Raw genomic sequence first — 14,600 nt, 5'->3', positions numbered from 1 at the left:
TTACCACCGAAAATTCGCCACCAGTGGCTAATGCCCGGCCCCGACCAGAGGCGGTCGGTGGGCACGACCANTACCCTGGACGGCGACGGCTGCGCAGACGATGTGGACGGCGATGCGCTGACCTATGAATGGGCATTGCTGAACGCTCCCACCGACAGTACCGCCACCTTGTCCGATCCCACAGCGGTTCGTCCGAACTTCGTGGCCGACCTGCCCGGCACCTATCTGCTGCAACTGATCGTCCACGATGGCATCGAGGCGAGCGTGCCGGATTCGGTGATCGTCACCACCGAGAATTCCCGGCCGGTGGCCGACGCCGGCCCTGACCAGCAAAAGCAGGTGGGCGACACCGTCACGGTGGACGGCACGGCGTCGCGCGATGCCGACGGCGACCCGTTGACTTATCGGTGGTCGCTCATCGACCGGCCGCTGAACAGCACCGTTACCCTGAGTGATCCAACCCCGGCGCAAGCCCGCTTTGTCCCCGATCTGGCGGGCGACTACGTGGCACAACTGATCGTCAACGACGGCACGGTGGACAGCGCGCCAGACACCGCGCTGGTGACGGTGACCGACCTCACCCCGTCTAACAACCCACCCACGATCACCTCCACGGCGATCGAACAGGCCAGCGTCGATCAGCTTTATCAATATCAAGTCACGGCCACCGACCCGGATGCCGGCGATGTGCTGCGCTACGCGCTCCCGGTCAAACCCGAGGGGATGACCATCGGCACCACCACCGGTTTGATCGGGTGGACGCCCACCCTCGCTCAAGCCGGTGAACACGAGGTCCGGGTCGAGGTCAGCGATCAAGGCGGGCTGTCCGCCGCGCAGGCGTTCAAGATCACCGTTGCGGTGGCAACCGCCAATCAGGCCCCGCAGGTCAGCGCAGGGGGCGATCAAACCATCACCCTGCCGGCCAGCGCCAGTCTGAGCGGCACGGTCACGGATGATGGCTTGCCCGATCCGCCCGCCAAGGTCACCGTGAGCTGGAGCAAAGACGACAGCAGCACCGGTACCGGCACGGTCACGTTCGACCCGCCTGACGCCCCGCAAACCACCGCCACCTTCTCGGCGGCGGGGCACCTACGTGCTGAAGTTGACCGCCAGCGACGGCGACCAGAGCGCCTCGGACACGGTGACCGTCATCGTCAATCCCGAGGTGTCGCTGCCGCCACTGCCGCCTGCCCCGAGCACGGTGGCGCCCAAGATCGATGCCACCGTGGCGACCACCACCTATGCCGCGACCCAATTCCTCTACAGCGGTGCCAACCCGATCCAAACCGGGGTCGCGCCGGGCACCATCGAGGCCAAGCGCGCCGCCGTGATTCGCGGCCGGGTGCTGGACAAGCAGAACAATCCCTTGCCGGCGGTGGTCGTCACCGTCCTGAACCATCCCGAATTCGGCCAGACCTTGAGTCGGGCGGATGGCGGGTTCGACCTGGCCGTCAACGGCGGCGGCTATCTCACCCTGAACTACCGGCGCGATGGCTATCTGCTAGCCCAGCGCCCGGTCAACGTGCCGTGGCAGGACTATGTCGTCGCGCCGGACGTGGTGCTGGTCGCCGCCGATCCGCAGGTCACGACGGTGGATTTGACGGCCAGCGCGGTTCAGGTCGCCCGAGGGAGCGTGGTGAGCGATGCTAGCGGGCAACGGCAGGCGACGTTGCTGATCCCACCGGGAACTACAGCACAAGTCTACAACCCCGACGGCAGCACCCGATCAGTCACCAGTCTGACCCTGCGCGCCACCGAATACACGGTGGGCGATAACGGCTTGGCGACGATGCCGGGACCGTTGCCGCCGACCAGCGCCTACACCTACGCCGTGGAGCTGAGCGCGGCGGAAGCGACGATCAAGAAAGACGGCAAGGACGTGCTGTTCGACCGGCCCGTGCCGTTCTATCTGGACAATTTCCTGAACATGCCGGTTGGCACTCAAGTGCCGGTAGGTTATTACGACAAAGATAAAGCTGCCTGGATACCAGCCGACGATGGGCGGGTCATCAAAATCGTCAATATCACCGGCGGGTTAGCAGAACTGGATACCGACGGCGACAACGCGGCCGACAACGGCGCCGCCTTGGGCGTGACGGACGCGGAACGCCAACAGTTGGCCAGCCTATACACTGTTGGCAAGACTTTGTGGCGCGTGCCGCTAGCACATTTGTCCACCTATGACACCAACTACGGTGTGGCGGCAGCGAGCGGGAGCGCGCCTCCACAGCCGGATGAGCCCAAGAACGAGGATCAAGATCAGCCCCGTGATCCGAACGGTGCGTGTGGTTCAATAATCCAGTGCGAAAGCCAGACCCTGATTGAGTCCGTCGGCATTACCGGCACGCCGTACAACCTGAATTACGCCAGCGACCGGGTGTTGGGACGCCTGACCACCAACACGCTCGACATCCCGTTGAGCGGTGCCAGCATACCGTCCGTGCTCAAACGGATCGAGCTGGAAATCGACGTGGCGGGGCGAACTTTCAAGCAAAGCTTCCCGGCCGCACCCAACCAAACTTTCGCTTTCGCTTGGGATGGCAAGGACGCCTACGGGCGCAGCCTGCTGGGACAGCAACCGGTCGCGATCCGAATCGGTTATGTGTACGACGGTTTTTATGCGTTACCGCGAGCGCTCGGCAGAAGTTTTGGTCTCTCCAGCGGCGTACCGGTGCCCGGCAACATCCCGGCCCGTCAGGAAGTGATCCTCTGGCAGGAGCAGAAAAACCAGATTGGTCCGTGGAACGCTCAACAGCAGGGTCTAGGCGGCTGGGCGCTGGGCGTTCATCACGCCTATGACCCAGTGGGCAAAATACTCTATCTCGGCAACGGCGGGCGGCGGAACGCGGACAAACTGTTGGATGCGATCATCGCGAACGCTGCCGGCACCGGCGTCAACGGTTTCGGCGGTGACGGCGGGCCGGCCACGGAGGCTCGGTTGGCGAGCGTTAAGGATGTCGCGGTGGGCGGCGACGGCAGCGTGTATGCTTCGGAAGGTAGCCGGGTGCGTCGCATCAAGCCGGATGGAACCATCGAAACGATTTCTCCGGTCGTGGTGCCGGACGGCCTTGATGTCGGCCCGGACAACCGCGTCTATTTCGCATCGGTGAGCAATGACGAAGTATATCGGATTGAGGCGGATCGCTCGCTCACGAAAATTGCGGGGGAATCAGAGGATCGATCTCGGCGGAGAGGGAATTCCGGCGATTCAATCCCCACTTTATGATCCTAGGGATGTGGCCGTCGCTTTCGATGGGACGGTGTATATCGCGGAAACGGGATACCATCGCATTCGCCGCGTGGGTCCGGATGGGTTGATCACCACCGTGGCCGGTAACGGCACGGGCGGTTTCAGCGGCGACGGCGGACCCGCCACGGCCGCGCAATTGCAATATCCCGAGGGCATCGCGCTAGGACCGGACGGCAGTCTCTATATTTCGGACACGGTCAATTACCGAATTCGGCGGGTAGGACCAGAGGGAGTTATCACGACTGTCGCCGGCAACGGCAGTTCTTGTTTCCCCACCACGGATTCTTGCGGGGACGGCGGTCCGGCGATTGCAGCCAGGATCAGAACCCCGTTTGGTCTCGCCGTCGGCGGCGCGGGGGATATCCTCATTGCAGATGGCAATAGCAATCGCATCCGCCGCATCCGGTCCGATGGCGTCATCGCGACCTTGGCGGGAACGGGCGCGTACTGCACGGATTCGACCACGGCGTGCGGCGACAAAGGCCCCGCCACCGCCGGCCTGCTCCAAAATCCGTATGGCGTGGCCGTGGGAGCGGACGGCACGGTTTACGTCGCTGATCGGAACAACTACCGAGTCCGCTCGGTGGGCTTGCCGTTGCCGGGCGCGGGCGTGGACGACATCGTGATCGCCTCGGAAAGCGGCGGGCAACTGTACCGCTTCGACTTCACCGGCCGGCATCTGAGCACCCTCAACACCGTGACCGGCGCGACCGTCTACCAATTCGGCTATGACGGTGCGGGTCGCCTCACCACCGTCACGGACGGCGATGGCAACGTCACCACCGTCGAGCACGATGCCGCTGGCCAACCCACCGCCATCGTTTCTCCGTTCGGCCAGCGCACCGTTTTGACGGTGAACGGCGGCGGTTACCTCGCCAGCATCACTAATCCTGCGGGGGAAACCCACAGTCTGGACTACACCGGCGACGGTTTGTTGAGCCGGTTCGTCGATCCCAAGGGTAACGCCTCGACGATGACCTACGACGCGCTCGGGCGGTTGCAGCAAGACAACAACGCTGGCGGCGGCAGTCAAGCCTTGGCGCGCACGGAGTTCGTCGACGGCTATCAGGTCAGCCGCACCACGGCGCTGAATCGGGTCACGACCCACCGGGTCGAGTCTCTGGCGACGGGCGGCCAGCATCAGATCAATACCTGGCCCGACGGCACGCGGTCGGAAGTGCTCAGCGGCACCGACGGCAGCCAAAAGACCACCTCGGCCGACGGCACGGTCAGCAACCTCCTGCAAGGCCCCGACCCGCGTTTCGGGATGCAGGCGCCTTTCGGCAAGAACCTGACGACCACTACGGGCGGGTTGACGTCTACTTTGACCACCGAGCGAATCGCCACGCTGGCCGATCCGAAAAACCTCCTCAGCCTGACGACGTTGACCGACACCGTCACCCTCAACGGCCGCACCACCACCCGCGTCTACACGGCGGCTACTCGCACCACGACGGCCACCTCAGCGGCGGGCCGGCAAAGCACCGCAATGATCGATGCCCAAGGCCGGCTCACCCAAGCGCAGGTGCCCGGACTGGCGACGGTCAACGCCAGTTACGATGGGCACGGTCGCCCGAGTAGTCTCAGCCAGAGCAGCGGTGGCGAAACCCGCACGCTGTCCTTCGCCTACAACCCGCAAGGCTACCTCCAGACCGTCACCGACCCGCTGGGCCGCACCGTGAACTACGCCTACGACGCAGCGGGCCGGGTCACCACTCAAACCCTGCCCGACAGCCGCCAGATTCAGTACGGCTACGATATCAATGGCAATTTGGTCTCGCTGACCCCGCCGGGCCGGCCCGGCCATGTGTTCGCCTACACGCCGGTGGACCTGACCCAACAGTACACCCCGCCGACGGTGGATAGCGGCGACCCCAGCACGGTGTACAGCTACAACGCCGACAAGCAACTGACCCAGATCAGCCGGCCCGACGGCCAGACGGTGAGCTTTGCCTACGACAACGCGGGCCGGTTGGGCACGTTGACCACGCCCACCGGTGCTTACGCTTACGGCTACAATGCGGCCGGTAAACTGGCCAGCATCGCCGCCTCGGATGGCAGTTTGGCCTACAGCTACAGCGGCGCGTTGCTGACGCAAACGGCTTGGACCGGCGCGATCGCCGGCACGGTCGGCTTCGGCTACGACAACGACTTCCGCCTCACCTCGGTCAGCGTCAACGGCGCCGATCCCGTCGCCTACCAGTACGACCCCGACAGCCTGTTGACGCAGGCGGGCAACCTGACCCTGAGCCGCGACCCGCAAAACGGCCTGCTGACCGGCACGAGCTTGGGCGGCGTCGGCGACAGCCTGAGCTACAACGGCTTCGGCGAAGTCGCCAGCTACAGCGCCACCGCCAACGGCGGGGCGCTCTTCAGCACCCAATACACCCGCGACGCGCTCGGGCGCATCACCCAAAAGCAGGAAACCGTCCAAGGGAGCACGGATACCTATGCTTACGGCTACGATACGGCGGGCCGACTGGTGCAGGTCACCAAGAACGGCGCGGTGCTGTCCAGCTACGCCTACGACGCCAACGGCAACCGCCTGAGCAAGACGGCGGGCGGCAGCACGGTGAACGGGACCTACGACGCCCAGGATCGTTTGACCCAATACGGCGGCACGACCTACGCCTACACCGCCAACGGCGAACTGGCCAGCAAGACGACGGGCGGGCAGACCACCGCCTACCAATACGACGTGCTGGGCAACCTGCGGCGCATCACCCTGCCCAGCGGCACCGAGATCGAGTACCTCATCGACGGCGCCAACCGGCGCATTGGCAAGAAAGTGAACGGTACGCTGGTGCAGGGCTTCCTGTATCAGGACGGCCTGAAGCCGGTCGCCGAACTGGACGGCAACGGACAAATCGTCGGTCGCTTCGTCTACGCCACCGGCGTCAACGTGCCCGACTATCTGATCAAGGGCGGCGCGACTTATCGGATCGTCACCGACCATCTCGGCAGTCCCCGGCTGGTGGTGGACACTGGCACGGGTAACGTGGTCCAGCGGATGGATTACGACGAGTTCGGCAGTGTCACTCAAGATACCAATCCGGGTTTTCAGCCGTTCGGGTTCGCCGGCGGGTTGTATGACCGGGATACCCGGCTGGTGCGGTTTGGTGCGCGGGATTACGACGCGGAAATGGGGCGGTGGACGGCGAAAGATCCGATTTTGTTTGGGGGTGGGGATGCGAATTTGTATGGGTATGTCTTAAGTGATCCAGTGAATTTATTCGATATCTATGGTAAGTGCCCCCCAGAAAATTCCCCTCCAGGAAGTAATTTTGACACCGGACCGGATAAACCCGACTGGAAAGGTTTTCCAAAAGGGGATAAATCCGGGGGTAATAACCCACCTCCCGAAGCAGGATCTCTAAGCCCAAAACCGCAGAAAAATCCTGATAGTGAACCAGTAGGAGGAACTGATGTTAATGCTATTGTTGTTGGTACTGAATTGGTAGTAATTGGCGCGCTCGGAGGAGCGATTTTGACGAAAAGCCCATGGGGCGCGGCCCTTGGGGGAGCTGCTAGTATCTTAATTATTCCTCTAATTATAAACCCACATGATCAGCACCAATAGCCGGGTAGGGTGGGCACCGCCCACCTTTTCCATCATCCGACGCCACCGACATGGCGGGCTATGCCCGCCCTACTCATCGGCGACACGATTGAAATGGCGGGCCATGCCCGCCCTACCCCGATTCGCCGAAATCGGTTTCCGTGGCGGTCGCGGCGTCTTCACCGCCCCAATCCGCCGGGTACGTCCCCGCCGCCACAGACCGATGGAACGTGGAATACGGCCCATCGCCCACTCGCGTGATATAACGGTGCTTCGCTGTCCCCAGAGTGTACATGAGGAGTGACTGCCATGACCCTAGCCGACTACGAAACCGACTTCTACCTGTGGACGCAGCAGCAGGCGGCGCTGTTGCGCCAGGGATCACTCTCTGCTGTAGACGCGGCGAACCTGGCTGAGGAAATCGAGAGCATGGGCAAAAGTGACCGGCGGGCCGTGTGGAGCCATCTTGCCAACATCCTGTTGCATCTGCTGAAGTGGCGTTATCAACCCGAACGGCGCGGAAGTAGCTGGACGGATAGCATTGAGAATGGACGGGAACAGATCGATTGGCTCATCAAAGACAGTCCCAGCTTGCGCCCGAAACTGCCTGCTTTTGTTGAGGAGGTTTACCCACGGGCGCGTCAGAAGGCCAGCCGGGAAACCGGCTTGCCGCTGGTGACCTTCCCAGAACAGTGCCCGTTCACAGTGGAGCAGGTGACGAGTGACTGGTGGCCGAGTTGACTTTGGTAGTCTATAAAACTCGTAACTCGTAACTCGTAAGGCGGATTCGGAGCGTCAGCGACAATCCGCCCTACAATGAGCAATTTTCATGCGCATTCCCCATGCGCATTCCCCATGCGGAAAACGCAATAGTTGATATTCGCAAGCTGCGCGACTACTGCCTGAATCCGGAGCATCCCGAAGGCAAGCACAAAGCGCGGTTATTTGTGGCCGCGCTGGGCATGACCGAAGCTAATGCTGAGCCTCTCCACGACGTTCTGCTGTAAGTGGTCAAATCCCACGACGCGACACTTGAACGGCGCGATGCCTACGGGCAACGCTATCAAATCGATTTTGCATTCGACTGGTGTGGTCGGCAGACGATCTTGCGTAGCGGATGGATCATCGAACATGGATCGGATGTTCCCCGCCTCACTACCTGTTATCCGCGCTGAGAGAGGAACGACGATGAACGACGCTATTCACCTGCTGGACGTGGTCGCGCTGACCGCCGACATCCCGGAATACGACCTGCATCGCGGCCAAGTAGGCACCGTGGTGGACATCTTGGCCGACGGGCAAGCCTTCGAGGTCGAATTCTCCGACCGCCAAGGACATACCTACGAATCCGTTGGCTTGCACCCCGATCAATTGATGGTTTTGCACTTTGAGCCCGCATCACCACCCGCCAAGCCGGAGGTGGAACCGGCATAGCGCGGTACGGCGGGTTATCAGCGTCGGCTCTATGAAAATGACTGATCTCAAACAACGGCTGCGCCAAGACCGGCCGATGACGACCGTTACCCTGCGCATGCCGGAAGACGTGATCGACGACCTCAAGCGCGTTGCGCCCCTGCTGGGCTACGCGGGCTATCAACCCCTGATGCGCGCCTATATCGGCCAAGGGCTGCGCGCCGATCTCGCTCGCCTGGAGGACGCTCCCATCGCCCGCCTGTTGGAACACTTGAAGGTGCAAGGGGTGTCCGAAGAAACGCTCACCAAAGCGCTGGCCGACTTGTCAGCCGGGTAGGTCAGGCAGTGGACGGGTGCGCGCAGCAAGCGCGTAGCGCGGGTTAGCGTAACGTAACCCGCTGGTTCGTTGATCTCCCTCAAGGCGGGTTACGGACTGATGCCCTAACCCGCCCTACGGTTTGGATAAAGAGATAAACTCTCCAAGTCATAAGCTATTTTAGGGAAGCGCGGTTCCTCAAAATCAGAGGAATTTTCATGATCAATAAACACTTGGCGATTCCATCCAACTTGATTCCGGCGTATTGCCGACGCAACGGCATCCAGCGGCTGACCCTGTTCGGATCGGCGTTGCGGGATGATTTCGGCCCTGGTAGCGATGTGGATCTTCTCGTCGAGTTTCGTTCGGACGCGCGGATCGGTTGCTTGGCGCTGTCTCGAATGCAACGCGAACTCTCCGATTTGTTCCACCGCAAAGTAGATTTGGTGCCACAGAAAGGACTTAAGCCTCTGCTCCGTGAGCCAATACTCCGGAACAGCGAGGTTCTGTATGCGGAGTGACCGGCTGTACCTGGTGGATATTATCGAAGCAACGGATGCGATTACCGCCTTTATCTCCGATGTCGATACCGAGGGTTTCCTGAACAACGATCTCGTGCGCAGCGCCGTGCTTCACAAGTTGACGATCATCGGTGAGGCGGCGGCCCGCGTTTCGATGCCCTTGCGCGCTCGTTTTCCCGAGACGCCATGGAGCGACATCGTCGGCTTTCGCAATATCGCGGTCCATGCGTACTTCTCGGTTGATTGGCAGATCGTATGGCAGACGGCCTCGTCGGACACCCCACAACTGCGGGAACAGGTCGTCAGGATACTGCAAACCACTTTTCCCGATCCCTGACATCTGGACCACGGTACGGTGGGTTACCACGGTACGGCAGCGCGTAGGGCGGGTTAGGGCAGCGCGACCCTCGATAAAAAACATTTGTGATATCTTAAAAAATTAAGAACAAAAACATTTACAAGAAAGCTCATTGGTGTATGCTTTTAAAGCACAAATGTATTTTATTTATTTTTTTATGACACATAAGTAATTTTGCATGGTCTCGCGATGAATACACTAAACTTTGAATCCCTGATTTATGCTGTAAAACAGCAAGTTGCTGAAATTCACTTCAACCGCCCACACCGCCTCAACGCGGTCGTCGAGCAGTTCTACACCGAGTTGCTAATGGCACTATCGTTGGCCGAACGCGATTCAGCGATCCGGGCCGTCATCCTCACCGGTGCGGGCCGAGCATTCTGCGTCGGCGCCGATTTGAAGGAGCACGGGGCAGGGCAACGCACCGCCCATCAGCGGCGTCAGTATCTACAACTCGGCAACGACGTATGCGAGAAGATCTTCCGGCTAAGCAAGCCAGTGGTGGCGGCCGTCAACGGCTATGCGCTGGGTGCGGGGGCGGAAATGGCCGTATCCTGCGATTTCGTGCTGATGGCCGAGAGCGCGCAAATCGGCTTTCCCGAAGTCAGCATCGGCACCAGCGTGGGAGGGGGTGTCACCCAGATCCTGCCGCGCCTGGTCGGTCTCAACAAGGCCCGCGAGTTGCTCTTTTTGGGTACCCGCATCGATGGAGCTGAAGCGCAACGCATCGGTTTAGCCACTCAGGTTCATCCCGATGCGGAACTGCTGGAGCGCGCCCGGCAATTCGCTCTGGAACTCGCGGGCAAGGCGCCCGTGTCGATGACCGTGGCGAAAAATCTGCTCAATCAAGCCACCGGTCATGATTTCGCCACCCAATTGCAATTGGAACTCGATGGCGTGTTCAGTTGCACGGTGACCGAAGATTGGCGGGAAGGGGTGAATGCCTTCGCCGAAAAACGCGCGCCACGGTTCAAGGGGTATTGAGCATGAACAGTCCGCTGCATCAATTCCTGGCGCCCGACTCGATTGCCATCATCGGCGCTTCCCTGGACCCGACCAAACGTGGCTACAAGGCACTGGTCGGTCTTCTCGGTGACGGTTATGCCGGCAAGGTCTATCCGATCCATCCCAAGCTGGAGGAGATTATGGGTCTCAAAGCCTATCCCTCCATCGAACAGGTGCCGGAGCCGGTGGACCTGGCGCTGATCTGCACGCCGGCGAAGACATTACCCGGCATTCTCAAACTGAGTGGCCGAAATGGCGTCAAGGGCGCGGTGATCTTGGCCAGCGGTTTCGGCGAAGCCGGTGAGACCGGCGCCCGACTGGAACGGGAAACCCTGGAAGCGGCGCGGCGCGGCGGGGTACGCATCATCGGCCCCAATACCTCCGGCTTGTTCAATCTGCACAAGAAGGTCAACCTGTTGGCGCTGGACGCGGTCAAGCCCGGCAACGTAGGCATCGTTTCGCAGTCGGGCAACATGTTGCTGGCTTTGGCGTTGGAGGCCCAGCACAACGGCCACATCGGTTTCAGCACCTATGTCGGACCGGGCAACCAGACCGACATCGGCTTCGCCGACTACCTGCGCTATCTGGGCGAAGAGGCGAACACCCAGGTTGCGACCTTGTATGTCGAAGGTTTCAAGAATGGCCGCGAGTTTTTGCGGGTCGCTCGGGAAACCGCCCGGAAAAAGCCGGTCGTGGTCTACAAGTCGGGCAGCACGGCGGCTGGCCAGAAAGCGGCCAGTTCGCACACCGGGGCGCTGGCGGGCAGCTACGCCATGACCGTCGATGTGCTGCGGCAAGCCGGCGTCAATGTGGTCGGTAAGTCCGACGAGATCTTGCCGGTCGCCGAAGGCTTGGGGCTGTTGCAACAGGCCGCTGGCCGGCGCGTGGCGGTCTTGGCCGACGGCGGCGGACAGGCCACCATCGCCTCCGATCGTCTTTCGGAAGCGGGCTTGCGGTTGGCCGAATTGGAAGACGTCACTCGGGAGCGATTGCGCGCCGTGCTGTTTCCTCAGGCGTCCCTGGCCAATCCGATCGATGTGGCTGGTAGCACCGACGCCAATCCCCGGTTGCTGGCGACTTGCGCCGAAATACTCTGTCAGGACCGCAACGTCGATCAGGTTTTTCTGGTTGGCATGTTCGGCGGCTACGGCATTCGTTTCGCCCAGGAGTTGGCCGGCGATGAACGGGTCGCGGCCCAAGAAATCGCCGCGATCAAGCAGCAAAGCGACAAGCCGCTGGTCGTTTACAGCTTGTACGCGCCACTGAAACCCGAACCGCTGGAGGTATTGCGCGGGTCTGGCGTACCGGTGTACGACTCGATCGAGCACGCGGTGGAAGTACTGGCCGCATTGAGCGAGCGAGGCGAGTTTGCCCAGCGTGACGCCAGCGCCGTTCATGTGGAACCCGTGCCGCCGAACGCGGCGATGCAACGGATGATCGCGGCCGCGCGCCAAGCAGACCGGGATCTGCTCGAACCCGAAGCCAAGAACCTGTTGGCTGCTTATGGCATCGACGTGCCAGCGCAATGCTGGATTGCCAGTGCCGCCGATCTGGACACGCTGGACGCCTCGTGGCTCGACCGGCCGGTAGCCATGAAGGTGGTGTCCGAGGACATCCTGCACAAGTCGGATGCGGGCGGCGTCAAGCTGAACCTGCAAGGACGCGACGCGCTGCGTGCCGCTTATGCGGGCATCATGGCCTCGTGCCGCGCCTACCAGGCCGACGCGGACATCGCTGGCGTTCTGCTGACGCCGATGGTTGCCAAGGGCGTGGAGGTCATCATCGGCGTCAGCCGCGACCCGATCTTCGGCCCGGTCATGATGTTCGGTCTGGGCGGGATCTTCGTGGAAATCCTGGAGGATATCGCCTTCCGTTCGATCCCGCTGAGCCGCCAGGACGCGGAATCCATGGTGAATCAGATCAAGGCCCGCAAGATTCTGGAAGGTGCGCGCGGCGCGGCGGGTGTTGACAAGGCAGCGCTGGTGGCATTGATCCTCAAGGTGGCAAGCATCGTCGAGGCGCATCCCGAAATCGCGGAGATCGATCTCAATCCGCTGGTGGCCTATCCCGATGGCTACGCCGTGGTCGATGCCCGTATGATTCTCGATCGGATCGGCTGAAGGAGACAACGAGCATGACTACTCTGCCTACCCTGCAAGATGCGGATCTGGCGCTCGACGACCGAGTCGCCACCTTGACGATGCGGCGTGACGATGTACGCAACGCCCTGACCGGAACCCATTTGATCGACGACATCGTGTGCACGGTGGAATGGGCCAATGCCGACCCGGCGGTTTCGGTGCTGGTGCTGACCGGGGCCGGATCGGCCTTTTCGGCGGGCGGCAACGTCAAGGACATGGCCAACCGAGGTGGCGATTTCGCCGGTGACGTGGCCGAAGTCGAGGAGCGTTACCGGCGCGGGATTCAGCGCATTCCGCTGGCGCTGCACAAGGCCGAGATTCCCTTCATCGCCGCAGTCAACGGTCCGGCCATCGGCGCCGGCTTCGATCTGGCCTGTATGTGCGATCTGCGCATCGGTTCGCCGCGCACGGTGTTCGGCGAGACTTTCCTTAATCTGGGCATCATTCCCGGTGATGGCGGGGCCTGGTTCCTGCAACGGTTGGTGGGTTATCAGCGCGCCGCCGAACTGACCTTGACCGGGCGCTTGGTGAAGGCCGATGAGGCGCTGGCGCTGGGGCTGTTGCTGGAGGTGGCGCCCGAGGCGGAGTTGCTGGAACGGACCCATGCCCTGGCGCGACGCATCGCCGGACAGCCGCCGAAAGCGCTGCGCTTGACCAAACGCTTGCTGAAAATCGCCCAGCGCGAGAATCTGCCGGACTTTCTCGACCGTTGCGCCTGTTTCCAGGGGATGTGCCATAACAGTGAGGAGCACCTGGTCGCGGTCAACGCTTTTCTGGCACGCCAGCACGGCGGCGGGAAGTCATCATGACCGACGCCGAGCGCCGGGACATCATCGCCCGGTTGCAACGGGAACTGCCCGAACTGCGACCGGCGTTGCGGCGGGCGGCGAAGTTCATCCTGGATCATCCGAACGAGATTGGATTGCTGCCAATCCGCGACGCGGCGGCGCAAGCGCGGGTTAGCCCCAACACCTTGGTGCGCCTTGGGCAATGGCTCGGTTACCCAACCTACGATCATCTGCGCCAGCCGTTTCGGGAAGCGCTGAAGCAGGGTCCGCACACCATCAGTAGTCAGGCGCGCTGGCTGCAACAATTGGGGCAGGGTGAAGGATTCGCGCCGCTGTACGCGCAGATGGCTTCCGCCAGCGTGTCCAACTTGCAACGGACGTTTTCGGAGAACGATCCACGCAAACTGGAGCAAGCGGCTCTTGAACTCGCGCAAGCCCGGCAAGCCTATGTGTTGGGTTCGCGCAGCTCGTATTCCTTGGCCCATTACTTTTTCTACGTGGGGCGGATGGCGATGCCGAACCTGAATTTGGTGCCCCGGCATGTCAGCGCGCCGTTCGATGACCTGACATTGGTGGGGGATCGGGATGCCGTGCTGGCGTTGAGCTATTCGCCCTATGCCAAGGACACGCTACAAGCCTGCGAATACGCCAAAGCGCGTGGGGCTAGGTTGATCGCGATCACCGACAGCGTGGCGGCTCCCTTGGTGTATCTCGCTGACCATGTGTTCGTCGTGCCGACGCAAAGCCCGCAGTATTTCGCGTCGGCGGTGGCCATCATGGCGCTGTTGGAAACGCTCCTGGCGTTCGTGGTGGCCCAGGGCGGGCAGGACACGCTGGATACCATCGCCACCTTCGAGAAAGTCCGCGAGGAAATGGCGGTGTATTGGAACGAAGCGGAACGTTCGCGAGGACGCGATTGAGGGGGTGTGCTCCGCCGGATTTTCGGATACTCATGGCCGGTTAGCACAGGGGTTCCGACTGGTGTTTGGTCCGCAATTTTTCTGAAAAGTGGGCGAGTTCTGTTTGTGCACCAGCACGAAGCTATACTTGTGACAGAAGTCCAAACACTTCGCGCCCGCACTACGGGGCGGCGGATAGCAATCCGCAGGCTGCTTGGCTCCTCGCGCCGCACAACCACGCGGATCAAGCCGGCATCGGTCGCCAAAGCCTTCGGTTTTTCCGTCCTTACGGCTTATCCGCCGCCTTATTATCCAGAAAACTCAGTTTCATCGGAAATACAAGAGATACT

At 61.6% G+C, this 14,600-nt stretch carries 11 protein-coding genes and 2 pseudogenes; all 13 read left to right on the top strand.

The genetic code is table 11. From position 1 onward, the window contains the following. Positions 1–30: 30 nt before the first annotated feature. Positions 31–846, top strand: a pseudogene (locus E4P82_RS23955) (PKD domain-containing protein); the annotation flags it as partial. Positions 847–1,225: 379 nt separating this feature from the next. Beyond that, positions 1,226–3,226 carry a carboxypeptidase-like regulatory domain-containing protein gene (locus E4P82_RS23950; RefSeq protein WP_169247105.1) on the top strand — a complete coding sequence of 667 codons (2,001 nt, stop codon included), beginning with the start codon at positions 1,226–1,228 and terminating at the stop codon, positions 3,224–3,226. A 10-nt stretch (positions 3,227–3,236) separates the two neighbouring features. Further along, the gene (locus tag E4P82_RS00710; RefSeq protein ID WP_169247104.1) at positions 3,237–6,830 is read left to right on the top strand and encodes an NHL domain-containing protein; all 3,594 of its coding nucleotides are present in this window, start codon (positions 3,237–3,239) and stop codon (positions 6,828–6,830) included. A 288-nt stretch (positions 6,831–7,118) separates the two neighbouring features. Further along, the gene (locus E4P82_RS00705) at positions 7,119–7,550 is read left to right on the top strand and encodes a DUF29 domain-containing protein (protein WP_169247103.1); all 432 of its coding nucleotides are present in this window, start codon (positions 7,119–7,121) and stop codon (positions 7,548–7,550) included. 101 nt (positions 7,551–7,651) lie between these two features. Next, positions 7,652–7,984 (top strand): annotated as a pseudogene (locus tag E4P82_RS23360) (DUF6883 domain-containing protein). A 13-nt stretch (positions 7,985–7,997) separates the two neighbouring features. Beyond that, positions 7,998–8,243 (top strand): DUF4926 domain-containing protein, encoded by a 246-nt coding sequence (locus E4P82_RS00695; protein ID WP_169247102.1) that lies wholly within the window; start codon positions 7,998–8,000, stop codon positions 8,241–8,243. A gap of 31 nt (positions 8,244–8,274) precedes the next feature. After that, positions 8,275–8,559 carry a hypothetical protein gene (locus E4P82_RS00690; protein WP_169247101.1) on the top strand — a complete coding sequence of 95 codons (285 nt, stop codon included), beginning with the start codon at positions 8,275–8,277 and terminating at the stop codon, positions 8,557–8,559. Positions 8,560–8,756: 197 nt separating this feature from the next. Then, positions 8,757–9,059 (top strand): nucleotidyltransferase family protein, encoded by a 303-nt coding sequence (locus E4P82_RS00685; RefSeq protein WP_169247100.1) that lies wholly within the window; start codon positions 8,757–8,759, stop codon positions 9,057–9,059. Then, entirely contained in the window at positions 9,049–9,396 is a 348-nt protein-coding gene (locus tag E4P82_RS00680) for a HepT-like ribonuclease domain-containing protein (protein ID WP_169247099.1), read from the top strand. The genes E4P82_RS00685 and E4P82_RS00680 overlap by 11 nt, the downstream gene beginning before the upstream one ends. A gap of 210 nt (positions 9,397–9,606) precedes the next feature. Then, positions 9,607–10,401 (top strand): enoyl-CoA hydratase/isomerase family protein, encoded by a 795-nt coding sequence (locus E4P82_RS00675; RefSeq protein ID WP_169247098.1) that lies wholly within the window; start codon positions 9,607–9,609, stop codon positions 10,399–10,401. Positions 10,402–10,403: 2 nt separating this feature from the next. Further along, positions 10,404–12,542 (top strand): acetate--CoA ligase family protein, encoded by a 2,139-nt coding sequence (locus E4P82_RS00670; RefSeq protein ID WP_169247097.1) that lies wholly within the window; start codon positions 10,404–10,406, stop codon positions 12,540–12,542. A 14-nt stretch (positions 12,543–12,556) separates the two neighbouring features. Continuing rightward, on the top strand, positions 12,557–13,372 hold the full coding sequence (locus E4P82_RS00665; RefSeq protein WP_169247096.1) for an enoyl-CoA hydratase-related protein: 816 nt from the start codon (positions 12,557–12,559) through the stop codon (positions 13,370–13,372). Then, positions 13,369–14,271, top strand: coding sequence for a MurR/RpiR family transcriptional regulator (locus E4P82_RS00660; RefSeq protein WP_169247095.1), 903 nt, complete (start codon positions 13,369–13,371; stop codon positions 14,269–14,271). Before E4P82_RS00665 ends, E4P82_RS00660 begins: the two co-directional genes overlap by 4 nt. Positions 14,272–14,600: the final 329 nt, after the last annotated feature.

This window comes from Candidatus Competibacter phosphatis, assembly GCF_012939995.1.
Classification (GTDB): domain Bacteria; phylum Pseudomonadota; class Gammaproteobacteria; order Competibacterales; family Competibacteraceae; genus Competibacter; species Competibacter phosphatis.
Note: the sequence above shows the minus strand (reverse complement) of the source record. Positions and strands in the feature narration are given on the sequence as shown.

Excerpts from the sequence above, each read along its gene's own strand:
- E4P82_RS00675 (WP_169247098.1), top strand. The coding sequence starts at position 9,607 with ATGAATACACTAAACTTTGAATCCCTGATTTATGCTGTAAAACAGCAA.
- E4P82_RS00690 (WP_169247101.1), top strand. The coding sequence starts at position 8,275 with ATGAAAATGACTGATCTCAAACAACGGCTGCGCCAAGACCGGCCGATG.
- E4P82_RS00680 (WP_169247099.1), top strand. The coding sequence starts at position 9,049 with ATGCGGAGTGACCGGCTGTACCTGGTGGATATTATCGAAGCAACGGAT.
- E4P82_RS00695 (WP_169247102.1), top strand. The coding sequence starts at position 7,998 with ATGAACGACGCTATTCACCTGCTGGACGTGGTCGCGCTGACCGCCGAC.
- E4P82_RS00705 (WP_169247103.1), top strand. The coding sequence starts at position 7,119 with ATGACCCTAGCCGACTACGAAACCGACTTCTACCTGTGGACGCAGCAG.
- E4P82_RS00665 (WP_169247096.1), top strand. The coding sequence starts at position 12,557 with ATGACTACTCTGCCTACCCTGCAAGATGCGGATCTGGCGCTCGACGAC.
- E4P82_RS00670 (WP_169247097.1), top strand. The coding sequence starts at position 10,404 with ATGAACAGTCCGCTGCATCAATTCCTGGCGCCCGACTCGATTGCCATC.
- E4P82_RS00685 (WP_169247100.1), top strand. The coding sequence starts at position 8,757 with ATGATCAATAAACACTTGGCGATTCCATCCAACTTGATTCCGGCGTAT.
- E4P82_RS00660 (WP_169247095.1), top strand. The coding sequence starts at position 13,369 with ATGACCGACGCCGAGCGCCGGGACATCATCGCCCGGTTGCAACGGGAA.